Origin of the sequence: Microbulbifer salipaludis, assembly GCF_017303155.1 — a bacterium.
Lineage (GTDB): Bacteria > Pseudomonadota > Gammaproteobacteria > Pseudomonadales > Cellvibrionaceae > Microbulbifer > Microbulbifer salipaludis.
In genome coordinates this window covers 1,081,479-1,094,242 of record NZ_JAEKJR010000002.1, presented here as the reverse complement: position 1 = coordinate 1,094,242, position 12,764 = coordinate 1,081,479, and the positions used below count along the sequence as shown (strand labels likewise).

General features: G+C 58.8%; 11 protein-coding genes. 6 read left to right on the top strand and 5 right to left on the bottom strand.

All coding sequences use genetic code 11. The annotated features are described in order from the left end of the window. Positions 1–52: 52 nt before the first annotated feature. Positions 53–391: a hypothetical protein gene (locus tag JF535_RS10300; protein WP_207001829.1), complete on the bottom strand. Its 339-nt coding sequence runs from the start codon at positions 389–391 to the stop codon at positions 53–55. A 178-nt stretch (positions 392–569) separates the two neighbouring features. Between JF535_RS10300 and JF535_RS10295 the strand changes: the two genes are divergently transcribed. From JF535_RS10295 to JF535_RS10285, 3 genes are all read left to right on the top strand, one after another. Continuing rightward, positions 570–1,046: a hypothetical protein gene (locus JF535_RS10295; protein WP_207001827.1), complete on the top strand. Its 477-nt coding sequence runs from the start codon at positions 570–572 to the stop codon at positions 1,044–1,046. 339 nt (positions 1,047–1,385) lie between these two features. Then, on the top strand, positions 1,386–2,537 hold the full coding sequence (locus JF535_RS10290) for a sigma-70 family RNA polymerase sigma factor (RefSeq protein WP_066965083.1): 1,152 nt from the start codon (positions 1,386–1,388) through the stop codon (positions 2,535–2,537). Between the two features lie 125 nt (positions 2,538–2,662). Beyond that, entirely contained in the window at positions 2,663–3,259 is a 597-nt protein-coding gene (locus tag JF535_RS10285) for an acyloxyacyl hydrolase (protein ID WP_207001825.1), read from the top strand. Here JF535_RS10285 and JF535_RS10280 read toward each other — a convergent pair. After that, a complete protein-coding gene (locus JF535_RS10280) occupies positions 3,256–4,461 on the bottom strand; it encodes a glycosyltransferase (protein ID WP_207001823.1) in 1,206 nt (401 codons plus the stop codon). The two genes, JF535_RS10285 and JF535_RS10280, sit on opposite strands and share 4 nt — an antisense overlap. Positions 4,462–4,805: 344 nt before the next feature. Between JF535_RS10280 and JF535_RS10275 the strand changes: the two genes are divergently transcribed. Together JF535_RS10275 and JF535_RS10270 are read left to right on the top strand one after the other, a co-directional pair. After that, a complete protein-coding gene (locus JF535_RS10275) occupies positions 4,806–5,642 on the top strand; it encodes a TraB/GumN family protein (RefSeq protein WP_340674162.1) in 837 nt (278 codons plus the stop codon). A gap of 68 nt (positions 5,643–5,710) precedes the next feature. Continuing rightward, positions 5,711–7,003, top strand: coding sequence for an OprO/OprP family phosphate-selective porin (locus JF535_RS10270; RefSeq protein WP_340674161.1), 1,293 nt, complete (start codon positions 5,711–5,713; stop codon positions 7,001–7,003). Positions 7,004–7,072: 69 nt separating this feature from the next. On the opposite strand, the gene JF535_RS10265 is transcribed toward JF535_RS10270, so the two are convergent. Then, positions 7,073–10,636 carry an indolepyruvate ferredoxin oxidoreductase family protein gene (locus JF535_RS10265; RefSeq protein WP_207001819.1) on the bottom strand — a complete coding sequence of 1,188 codons (3,564 nt, stop codon included), beginning with the start codon at positions 10,634–10,636 and terminating at the stop codon, positions 7,073–7,075. Positions 10,637–10,909: 273 nt separating this feature from the next. Between JF535_RS10265 and JF535_RS10260 the strand changes: the two genes are divergently transcribed. Beyond that, positions 10,910–11,380, top strand: coding sequence for an Lrp/AsnC family transcriptional regulator (locus JF535_RS10260; protein ID WP_010131435.1), 471 nt, complete (start codon positions 10,910–10,912; stop codon positions 11,378–11,380). An 18-nt stretch (positions 11,381–11,398) separates the two neighbouring features. Here JF535_RS10260 and JF535_RS10255 read toward each other — a convergent pair whose 3' ends face one another. Both JF535_RS10255 and JF535_RS10250 read right to left on the bottom strand, forming a co-directional pair. Next, positions 11,399–11,908, bottom strand: coding sequence for a shikimate kinase (locus JF535_RS10255; RefSeq protein WP_207001817.1), 510 nt, complete (start codon positions 11,906–11,908; stop codon positions 11,399–11,401). A 53-nt stretch (positions 11,909–11,961) separates the two neighbouring features. Next, entirely contained in the window at positions 11,962–12,684 is a 723-nt protein-coding gene (locus tag JF535_RS10250; RefSeq protein ID WP_207001815.1) for an acyltransferase, read from the bottom strand. Positions 12,685–12,764 lie beyond the last annotated feature (80 nt).

Below are 12,764 nucleotides of genomic sequence, written 5' to 3'. Positions count from 1 at the left end.
CTGATTCGCGTCAAAGTCCATGCGCGGCCCGCGGACATAGAGCGATCAGCATTTACTCATCGGCGTGGTCGATTTCGTCCACCGCCTCGTCCACCGCATCTTCCACATCGTCGACAGAGGCCTCAGCGGCTTCGGTCGTTTCGTCCATTGCGTCGCCCATGGCTTCCGGCACATCCGCGAATACATCGCCTTCCACAGACGCCATCATGGCCTCCGTGGAGTCCGCCACCTTAGCACCAGTTTCCTTTGCCTCGGCTACAGCAGACTCCACCGCTTCCGCAATAGACTCCTCTGCTGTCACCGCCTCGGGTGCGGCGTTATCCAGATTGGTGTAGTACAGGTAGCCGCCAATCGCAGCGATGGCAATGGCGGGAATTACAAGTTTCTTCATTTCCAACCCCTGACAGTGTGTTGTTTTATCGTTATGTTTGATGATTATTCTGCAATGCACTAGCACGGACATTCTTCCACGCTGCACGCACGGGGAATGTGACCAGTAACTCAATTTGAATTGTGTGACGCTTGCTTGTGGGGCAAAATTTGAGGACTCACCGACCGGAACTGACATTATGAGAAAAACCACCCTCCCAGCTTCGCCCTTACGGTCTCGGACAGGCCTGCGTATCGCACGCGCGGCATCGCTTGCCCTGCTCGCTGCCCTGGCGCTGCCAACCTCGGCCACAACCCTCGCGGAACAGTTGCAGCAGTGCAGCCAGTTCAGCGACGATAACAAACGTCTCGCCTGTTACGACAAGCTCTCGGGCAGTTTAAAGCAACATGCGGAGCAGCAGTTCGGCCAGGAACAAAAGCAGGTCATCGAAAACGCACCGGAGTCGATTACCGCCACCATTACCACCGTCCAGGAAGGCGCCCATGGTAAATTCATCTTTACCCTGGACAACGGCCAGGTGTGGCGCCAGACCGATAGCTCCCGCAGCATCTGGCGTGGCGGTGAGCAGATCACCCTGGAGCGCGGCGCGCTGGGTTCATTTTTTATGCGCAAAACCACCGGTGGGCGCTCGCTGCGTGTGAAACGGGTGAAATAAACCACGATCCTATCGTTGCCCCCATCCACTACCACCAGATCCAGGCCGGTTATAACCATCCCTCTCCGGTTATAACCGCAGCCTCTGACACGGATCCTTCTAGCGCCATTTCAACCTAAAATTGCCCTTGTTTTTCGCTCTTCTACGCCCGTAGACGACAAAAAACCCGTGAGTCGGTCTTTTGCGGGCGCGCTGTTCAACCATCATCTATAGTCAACTTGTTCACATGGCAATTTGCACGCCATGCCTCGATCCTGCGAAAGGACAACGCCGGTGATTCAACGGCAGGCAGGCGGTCGAGCGACGACACCGCACTGCCACAAGCATAAGGTTCAGACTTTGTCCCGAGTAAATATCAACTCCAGGGATGACGAATGGCTGAAGGAAAATAGCAACAATCTGACCGGGGAAAACTTCTCACAGGAAGACCCCGAGCAACCCATACAGGCTCGCACGGAGGTACCTGAAGAGGAGGCTTCGTCCAGTGACTCACTGGCGGAAAATGTCAGCACGCCGATGCAGAATTACCTCAAGCATCTGTACCGACTCGACCTCCTCACCCCGGAAGATGAGCACACCACCACTTGCCTCCTGCGAGAACTGGAGGACAAGATTATTGCCCTGCTGCAAAAGCGCGGAATCACCCTGGTGGATCTGCGCAGTGAAGGTGTGGAGCAGCGCGGCAGCACCGGGGCCTACGACCACGGGCTGATCATTGCCAAGGCAAACGAACTACTGGAAACCGGCAAGATCTCTCAGCGCGACCGCAGCTCCCTGCAAAACCTGATGAAGCGCTTCAAGGCACAGCGCAAGAAGCTGATTCAGTGCAATCTGCGTTTGGTTATCGCGATCGCCAAGCGCTTCCGAAACCCATCGGTGCCATTTATCGATTTGATTCAGGAAGGCAACGTGGGCCTGATGAAGGCCATCGAGCGCTTCAAACCGCAGATGGGCTACCGCTTTTCCACCTACGCCTACTGGTGGATTCAACAGGAGATCCAGCTCACGCTGCGCCGCAACGACGACATGGTTCGCCAACCGGCCAATGTGCAGGACGACCTGAGGAATATATACCGCGCCATCAACCAGGTGCGGGCGGAAGGGCTGCCAGCGTCCGATGACAATATTGCCAAGCAGACCGGACTCGATCTGGAGCGGGTTCAAAGCCTGCTGAAGCTACCCGGCCCAACCGGCTCGCTGGACGATCCCATCTCCGACGACCAGAACAGCACACGGCTCGACTACGCGCCGGCCAACGAGCTGTTCAATACCGACGAGCTGGTATCGAATCAGGAGCTGGCACAACGGCTCAGGGATGCCGTGGCCAGGCTGCCGCCACGGCAACGCACGGTGCTGAGCCTGCGTTACGGGCTGATCTCGGACCGCGACTGCTCGTTTCGGGTTATCGGCGAGCAACTGGGACTCAGCCAGGAACGCGCGCGGCAGCTGCACTCCGACGCCCTCAGGCAGCTGAAACGCCAATGGCGATGAACCACCTGCCCTGACAGGGCACCACCTGCGCCAGCCGGGCACATCGCTGCCCGGCTTGCCTTCGCCACAAATCCGACTAATCTTGCATTGACCAGCCTCTAATAGCGATAACTGGCGACTGCATTATGCCTTTACCCCGCGTAACCGCTGCACGACTCAAGTGCCTGCTTCCCCTGTGCTTCACAATCGGCACCGCTGCTGCACCCACCGCGATTGCGGAGGGCTGGCTGAAGGAAGGCGCCCATGAGCTGATCCTGAGCGGCGGCAAGGGGCTGGGCAGCGCACTGATTCAGCAGAAATCCATCGCCGGTTCCGATATGGTCGGCGCCAACTGGTCCTATCAATTTTACGATTACCCGGGCAATCACCATCTGCAGTGGTGGGCGCAGGTCAGCTACAGCTACATGTGGCGCGATTATCGGGGAAAAGATCAGAAGCAGCATATCTGGGAGTTGAAGCCCGTACTGCGCTGGTACCCCCGCCGGGAGGCCGAGGGGCTATTTGGCGAAGTGGGTGTCGGTGCCGCCTACCTGACCGAACGCAGCTTCGGCGCTATCGACCTTTCGACCAACCTGAATTTTTCCCTGCACTTTGCCGGGGGCTACACCCTGCAAAGTGGCCATACGATTTCCCTGCGCTACAGCCACTTCTCCAACGGCTATACCAACACCCCCAACCCGGGGTTCGATTTTGCCTCGTTAAACTGGCACACCCGCTTTTAACGCCCCGCCTGAAGCTCGTGGAACCAGCGCACCGCGCAAGACGTCGTTTCCGCAAGACTGAATCCCGCAAATTCGATGGGCCGCGGCCGTTCGAGTACTGCTTTGGCGACCTCAACGAGACGGTCCACCGTTGCGCCGGCAAACGCGTTCTCCCCTTCCCGCGGCATCACAACCCCCTGGGGAAAACACCGCTGCAGTAGCTCTGCACCTGTGCCACCGGCCGCAATTGCCGGACATCCCATGGCCAGTGACTCCGCCACTGTGCGACCACTGGAAGGCGCAACCTTGCCGCGGTCACCCACGAGATCGAAGGTAATCCGCGCGCTGGCGTACAGTTCACGCATGTCGCGGCGCTCTCCAAGAAACACTACATGCTCCCCAAGCCCCATGGACTCGGCACGATGCTCCAGGGCGCGCGCAAACTTCTCCTGCCCCGGCACCACGCCGCCCACAATCAGGCCAAAAATATCCGGCCGCTCAGGCTTGAGTGCCGCCAGCACGTCGAGGAACTGCTCCTGCCCTCTTCCCGGGCCGATGGCTCCGGGCAGCAACAGCCAGTTGCGTCCCTCCAATTGAGGAAAGTCATTCAACAGTCGGTGGTGCCAGTGTCCGGATACCGGTGCATTTTTATCCAGCTCGCGGGTGTTTACCCCGCGGTACAGGGTGCGCACCGGCTCCGCGACAGAGGGAGTGGCGGGCTGTTGTGCTCTGGCAGCTTTGGCATCTTTGGCACTTTTTACACCATAGCGACGCACAACGTGCTGCCCGAGAGAGTCTGACGCCGCCAGCACCAGCTCACCCTGCAGCAGCGCCGGATTGGCGCGCCGCCCACGCAGCAAGCCATTAACCGGCCACTGGTGCACACTGGTCACCAGGCGCGGTCGCTGTTGCGGCTTGAGCCGCTTCAAGACCCGCACACCATGCCAGGCACACTGGGGGCCACGGCACAATAGAATATCGGGCCGCAGCGATTCGACTAACCGGCGCAGTTTCCGCTGCAAAACGCCATTGAACAGTTTTGACGGATGCAGCGGCAATTCGAAATGCTGGCATTTGTGCAAGGTCAGACGAGAAACCTGCGGACCGCCGGAAGAAATTACCACCGAGTCCAGCCCCTGCCGGGACAGCTCCTGCGCAAACTCCAACGCCTCCTGCGCGAGTTCCCCCGCATCCATTGTGGGCACCAGTTGAACAATCCGCATATCTGACAAGCCCTCGCTCATTCGCCGCAACCCCGGGGGTGTTTTTATCCCAACCGCCGGTGTGGCTTGCGGTACATCCATTGATGAAGTGCCATGATTGTACAGGTGATTTCTGCGCCACAACGCACAATTTTCACAATGGCGATGCAAATCACAATTGCTGCGGAATCCTGTAGAATTTTTGCCATGATCTCATCGAGATTGCACCCGACAAACCCATCAAAGAACACTGCGAGGCCCCTATGCGCATCCCCCTCCCACTCCCGGCACAGGGCTCGCGCGCTGTCACACGCGGTTGGCCACACCGGTGTATTGCCTGTTTCGGGCTAGTTTTACTGCTCGCGGTGAATACGGCCTTCGCGGCCAATGACCGGGGTTTATTACTGGAGGCGACAAAAGAGAAGAAAACGGTGTACCTGCTCGGCTCTATCCACCTGGCTGATGAGAGCTTTTATCCACTGCGAGAGACGATCGAACAGGCCTACCGGGAGAGCGACGTGCTGGTGGTGGAGGCCGACGTGCTCGCCATGGAGTCCGATCCACTGCTGCAACAGAAAGTCATGCTCGAATCCCTTTACCCACCGGGAGAGCAGTTAAAAGACCATATTTCAGCGGAGGTGTATGCCCAGCTTCAGCAGTGGCTAAAGAAGCGGCGGATTCCCGAAGCGAATTTCAATCGTATGCGCCCCGCCATCGCCATGATTACCCTCAGCCTGATCGAAATGCAGGCGCGCGGGCTGGATCCCAAGGCCGGTATCGACCGGCATTTTCTCAGCCAGGCCCACCGCGACAACGCCAGGATCCTCGAGCTGGAAAGCGTGCTGCAACAAATCGAAATGCTAAACAGCCTCGAAAACCCGGAGCTGTATCTGAAGCAGACCCTCGAACAGGTCTCTGACATGGATCGTTTTGTGCCACGCCTGACCCGGGCATGGAAAAAAGGCGAACAAAGTGACATTTATGACCTGGTCATCCGCGAGGGACTGGCAGAGAACCCGGAGTACGCCCCTCTCTTTGAACTGCTGTTTTATCAACGCAACCGTGAGATGGCGAAAAAAATCCAGGAATTCAGCGAGCGTCACAACACCCTTTTTGTGGTTGTCGGTGCCGGGCACCTCGTAGGCGCCAAGTCTGTCACGGAGTATCTGGAACAAGCCGGCTTTTCCGTACAGCAAATTTAGCCTGAACGCGCGTCACACTTTTCCAGGCCGTCTAAACTGGCCTTAGTCAGCTGGAAAGGAAGGACGCCGTGTCATTACTCTCTTCATTCGCTTCGGCGGAAAAAGCGTTGCCAGAGGGCCACCGCTCGCCGGTGGCCTCCCACCTGCTCAAGCTCTGTGTACTGCTTGCTACCGCGCCCGTAATGGCGGACGAAGCAGAGACCAGGGGCGGGCTGAAGATCTCCTCCGACGACGGAAATTTTTCTGCTTCCCTGGGTGGCCGAATCCATTTTGACACCTACCTGTTCGACAGCGACATCGAAGACCCGGTGAGCACCACGGATTTCCGTCGCGCGCGCATCACCCTGAAAGGCAATGTGTACGACTGGAAATACGTGCTGGAGCAGGACTTTACCGGTGGTAGCACCCTGAACGGATTTCGCGATGTGTTTATTGCACACGCGTTTCTGAATGGTGAAATTCGCATTGGTCAGTTCAAGCCGTTCCGTTCCATGGCAGAAATGACCAGCTCCAACGAAATCACTATGCTGGAGCGCCCCTTTTCCAGTGCCACCGGCCTGTACGAAGACTACCAGTTCCAGCAAGGCATCGGCTGGACCGGCGTACTGGATTGTTTCACCCTCGGCATGATGGCGTTCAACCTGCGGGACGCGGGTACGCGCCGCAATGAAGGCGTTGGCGCCGCGGGCCGACTGGCGTGGGCACCGATCAACACAGACCTTGCCACGTTTCATCTGGGCACGTCGATCAGCTATGAAAACGCCAACCAGAATTCCGCCGATATTACCGCGGAGGCCGATTACGCCGGGCGCCGGGGTCCCTCGCAGCTGATGGCGCTGACGCCTGGCGACCTCGGGGATGAGGCCTCTTTGGCCTCACTGGAAATTGCCGGTAGCTACGGCCCACTGTATCTGCAGGCCGAGTACGCACTTGGCGAGTTTGATGCCGATTACTATCTGACAGAGTCGCAGTTCGAGCGGGAGTTCGGGGCGCCCGCGCCCTTCTTCTGCGATCCGCAATTCGGCTGTTACATCGACGATCAATCGGTACACACCTGGTATGTGCAGGGCAGCTGGATGCTCACCGGCGAGCACAAGACCTACAACAAGAAACGGGGCGCCTTCAATTCCGCCCGACCCTCTGGCGACGGACTCTGGGGGGGCGCCTGGGAGCTCACCGCTCGCTACGACACCATGGAAAATCGAGACATACACCGGCTCGAAGCCAGCAGCGCGCAAATCGGCTTGAACTACTACGCCAATCGCCATGTCCGGGTCATGCTCAACCTGATTTTTGGTGAGGATGATTTCACCGGCGACGACACCAATCAGCTGGGATTGCGTGTGCAAATGGCCTGGTAGCCGGCACAAAAAAAAAGCGAGCCCACCGGGCCCGCTTTTTCAATCGCTATCTAAAACAGCGCGCTGACGTTACCCCACCTGTTGCGCCTTGGCCGGGTCAAACACCTCTACCGGGGTTTCACCGGGTGACGCCGTCTCAGGATTGTAGAAACGCTGCAAGGCCGCAACTTTCGACTGCTGTGCCTGCGCAACATTCTGTTCCTTGACGGGCCCGTAGCCACGCACCTGGTCGGGATAGCTCAACAGCTCGATAGCTGCTGCATGATTCTCCGCGTTCAGGCGACCAATCACTTCCTCTACGATTTTTTCGTATTCGCTGATCAGCGCGCGCTCCATTTTGCGCTCGGCGGTATAGCCGAAAATATCCAGCGCCGTACCACGCAAGAAGCGGAACTTCGCCAGCACACCGAATGCCTTGTGCATCCAGCCACCAAACTTGAGCTTGCGCGGGCGCCCGATGGTTTTGTCAAACGGGCTCAGTAGCGGCGGCGCCAGATTGAACTCGAGCTCGAAATCCCCGGCGAAGTTTTCCCGCAGGGATTCCATGAAACGGCCATCACTGTACAGGCGCGCCACCTCGTACTCGTCTTTGTAGGCAAGCAGTTTCGCATAATTGCGCGCGACTACTTCCGCCAGGGCCTCGCTGCCCGGCACGCGGAGAATTTCGGTGTCTTTCACCTTGTCGACCAGTGTGCGGTAACGCCTGGCCAGCGCCGCATTCTGGTAACCGGTCAGATGCGCCACCCGGTGCGCAACGATGGCCTCCAGCCCCTGCGGCATCACCACCACGTCGTCCTGAGAAAGCAGGCGATCCAATACCGCGCGGTCTTGCGCGGCCAGGCGCCCAGCAGCGAGCCCCTGCAAGTTGCCCTCTACGGCCACACCATTCAGGCGAATGGCCTCGCGCAGTGCCTCCAGCCCCAGAGGGATCAAGCCTTTCTGCCAGGCATAGCCGAGCATGAAAATATTTGCCGCCAGGGTGTCGCCCAGCGCCGCCTTGGTCAGGGCATGCCCTTCCACCACATCCAGTACCTGCACCGCATCCTTGATGGTATCCAGTACCGCCTGGGGCGAATGAATGTCTTCGCGCCCGAGCACGGATGCCGCCGTCGGGCTCAAATGGGTATTCACCACCGCGCGGCTGTGGGTTTCATCCAGTTTGGCCAGGCTGGCCGACAGATTGCCCGCGGCAATCAGGTCACAGGCCATCAGCGCATCGGCGCGGCCGTCAGAAATCCGCACCGCTTTGAGCTGTTCGGGGCTGTCGGCAAAGCGCACATGGGAGTAAACCGCACCGCCCTTCTGCGCGAGACCGGTCTGATCCAGTGTGCTGCAGGCCTTGTTTTCAATGTGCGCAGCCATCGCCAGCAGTGCGCCAATGGTCACCACACCCGTGCCACCGACACCGGTCACCAGCAGGTTGAACGGCTCGTTCAGTGCGGGCAGCACCGGTGACGGCAGCTTGTCCGCCTCCTGACACAGGGCATCGCCCACGCCGGCGCGCTTGTTGAGCTTGCCGCCCTTGACCGTCACAAACGACGGACAGAATCCATTGACGCAGGACATATCCTGGTTGCACGTGGTCTGGTTGATACGGCGCTTGTCACCCAGGGCGGTGTCGACTTTTTCCACCGCGATACAGCTGGACTGGGTAACGCAGTCACCACAGCCTTCGCACACCAGCTCGTTGATAAACGGGCGCCCTTCCGCCTTCGGCAGCAGGCCGCGCTTGCGCTTGCGGCGCAGCTCGGTGGCACAGGTCTGGTCGTAGACGATTACGGTACAACCGGGCGCTTCGCGCAGGGCTTCCATCACGGCCGGCATATGATCCCGGTGACGAATCTCCACTGCATCAGGGAACTGGAGCTTGCCCTTGTACTTGTCGGTGTCGTCCATCACCAGCACGACCTTGTTGACCCCTTCTGCCAGCACCTGGCGGCAGATCATATCCGGGAGCAACTCGCCATCGTGCGGCTGGCCACCCGTCATGGCCACGGCGTCATTGAACAGAATCTTGTAGGTGATATTCACTTTCGCCGCCACCGCAGCGCGAATGGCGAGAATACCGGAATGGAAGTAGGTGCCATCGCCCAGGTTGACGAACACATGGGGCTCACTGGTGAAGGCCGCCTGGCCGATCCAGTTGACGCCCTCGGCGCCCATCTGGGTAAAGGTGTAGGTTTCCCGATCGAGCCACTGGGCCATGTAGTGGCAACCGATTCCGGCCAGCGCGCGGCTGCCTTCCGGAACGCGCGTGGAGCGGTTGTGCGGGCAACCGGCACAGAACATGGGCAGTCGGGCAACGCTGGAGCCCGCCTGCGCGGAAATACGTTCCGCCAAGGCATCCAAACGCATCAGGCGGTGCTTGGCGCGCTCGTGGAGATTCTCCTCTCCCAGCAGATAGCCGAGCACCTGCGCCACCACCGCCGGCGACAGTTCGCCATACATCGGCAGCAGCGGTTTATCGTGCTCGTCCACCTTGCCCAGAATGCGCGGGAAATTCGGATCGCGCAGGTGCACGTTGTACAGCTCTTCTTTCAGCTGCACTTCCATCAGGCTGCGCTTTTCTTCCAGTACCAGCAGGCTATCCAGGCCGCGGGCAAATTCCTGGATGCCGGGCACGTCCAACGGGTAGGTCATGCCGACCTTTAGGATCCGGATACCCAGGGCACGGGCGCGCTCCTCGTCGATACCCATGTCCTCGAACGCCTGCATCAAATCGAGGTGCGCCTTGCCGGCGGTGACAATACCCAGGCTCGCCTGCGGATTGTCCAGCACCAGCTTGTTCAGCTGGTTGGCACGGGCAAACGCCAGTGCTGCGGGGCGCTTGTAGCGCCACAGGCGCTCTTCCTGCTCGAGGGGGTTGTCCTGCTTGCGGATATTGAGCCCACCCGGCGGGCGTTCGACTTCTGGATACTCAAAGGAAACACCGGCGGGGTTCACTTCCACGGTGGAGGAGCTGTCCATGTTTTCCGCCAGGGTGATCATCGCCACCCAACAGCCGCTGAAGCGCGACAGCTCCAGGCCGTAAAGACCATAATCCAGTACTTCCTGCACCGTAGCGGGGTTCAACACCGGAATATGCATGTCCACAAAGGCAAATTCGGACTGCCCGGGATAGGAGGAGGACTTACAGCCGTGGTCATCACCGGCGATGATCAGTGCCCCGCCCTTGGGCGAGGAGCCGGCGGCATTGGCGTGGCGGAAAGCGTCGCAGGAACGGTCTACCCCCGGGGTTTTGCCGTACCAGATACCACAAACACCATCGACTTCGGCACCGTCGAACAGGCCCACCTGCTGGGAGCCCCAGACCGAGGTAGCTGCCAGCTCTTCGTTCACTCCGGGTACAAAACGAATATTGTGTGCATCAAGGAGCTTGCTGGCGCGGGAGAGCTGCTGGTCGTATCCGCCGAGGGGCGAGCCCCGGTAGCCGGAAATGAAGGTGGCGGTATTCAGGCCCCGCGCGCGGTCGATGCGCATCTGGTCGATGGGCAGGCGCACCAGCGCCTGGATACCGGAAAGGAGCACGCGCCCTTTCTCAATGGTGTATCGGTCGTCCAGGGAAACCTTTTTGTCGGTGCCTGCCGGGGCAGTGACTGCCTGAGAATCGGTATTCACTTTATGCTCGCTCATACGCCTACTTCTTTCCCGCTGGTGTCAGGTGGCCCGCGTAGCGCGCGGACTTCCGCCAACTATTGTGATTCGACTTATTGTGATTTGAGGCTCGCGTCGCTGGCCTTGGCGCCCGTTTAAACGAGTTATTGTATGGCGGCCCGAATTAGCGACGGCTTGGTCAAGTCATACTAGTGCCTTAGGCACAATGAAACATTGCTTTATTTACAATTTTGCGATTAAAATTGTGACAACCATCTCGGCCAATGTAGAAATTGTAGGACAGGAGTTTATATGAAGCGCTCAACAGACTTGGATGATTTCGACCGCAAGATTCTGCGGGCGCTGCAGGAAAACGCGGATTATTCCATGGCGGAGCTGGGAGACAAAGTGGGTTTGTCGCACACCCCCTGCTGGCGTCGCATCAAGCGCCTCGAGGCGGAAGGCATCATCCGTGGCCGCGTCACCCTCCTGGATCCGCGTAAACTTGACCTTGGGGTCACAGTATACTGCTACGTCACCATTCACAACCACGACGAAGACTCGCTGAACAACTTCGAGTCTGCGGTACAGGATGTGCAGGAAGTGGTGGAATGCTACTCCACCAGTGGCGATAAAGACTACGTATTGCGCGTCGTGGTCGACAGTGTGGAGCACTACGAGCAGCTACTGAAGCGCTCACTGGTCCACCTGCCGAATGTGGCCTCGGTAAACTCGACCTTCGCCTTGAAGCAGGTCAAGTACACCACCCAGCTGCCGCTATAAGGCGGCGCACTCGCGGCATCAGCGAGCGTCCAGCTTGCTCACCACCTGCGCCAGGACCCCCTCGAGGTCCTGGCCATCGCAGTCCACCACGATATCCGCATAGCGACGATACAGCGCCTGGCGCTCCTCAAACAATTCCTCAAAGCTTTGTCCCGGCGCCTTGGCAATACCGCGGCTCTCGTAGTTGTGAATTCTTCTACGCAACTCCTCTGCGGAACAGTTCAGGAAAACCGCGGGACCGAATTTAAGCAGATTGTGCATCCCTTCCTCGCTGTACACCACGCTGCCACCGGTGGCGATCACATGGTTGGGGAGCCTGGCCTCGGCGATCACCTCTCCCTCAATACGGCGCAGATTCAGATAATCGGTCTCGTTCATGATTTCCTGCAGGGTTTTGCTCTCCCGCAGCTGGATCAATACATCCGTATCCACAAAATCCTTGGCCAGTTCCTTTGCCAGCAATACCCCCAGCGTACTCTTGCCAGCACCCGGCATCCCGATCAGTACCACACTACCCTGTTTATGCATTTTTATTCGACTTCCTAACTAACGCTACGTGAGACCGGGATCTGTGCAACCCGCTAATCTCCTCTTCGTGGCAATACGACCGACCGCAACCACCCGAGCAGGCTGTTGCCCGCGAGCAGCATTTTATCCAATTCATCCAGATTGTGCGCCTGCCGGAAACTGTCGGCAAACAGGGCCTCGCGGGTAATCATTCTGCGGCGCGGGTTGATTTGCTTGATCTCCCGTGCGGGATTGCCCGCAACGACCGCGTTGGCCGGCACATCCCGCGTAACCACGCTCCCCGCCCCCACCACTGCGTTATCGCCGATGGAGACACCCTTACAGACGATCGCGCTATCACCAATCCACACATTGTTGCCGAGGGTGATCGGCGCCGTGCAGCGAAATGGCCGGGTGCGGTTGTACAGCCCGTGCCAGTCGGAGTCCGAGATGTACACATTGGCAGCGAGCATGCATGCGTCGCCAATGGTGATGGACTGACCGGCAGAGATCCGCACACCGGGGGAAATCAGCACATAGTCGCCAATGGTGATGCTCGCTTCGCCGCCACGGTGCCCCATGGCCGTGAGGCGAATACAGTTGTCCGGGGTGGAAATCAGATGCGGAAAGTTTCCGAGCCGAATACCGCTGCCGAACACTTTTACTGAAGCCGGATGCATGATTTCCGGCTCGTGGCCAATGGCATCGAACTGCGGCAATAAAAAATGCTGACACCGCCAGTGGCGGAACCCGAGCAGCAGGCGTTTGAGCCAGTATGGTCTATGATCTTTTCGCATAAGGTATCGAAGCCGTCGCCGGTCTTTGTATTTTTTGTCATGGGATCTGTACTGCGGATACATTGCAATACACGATGCCC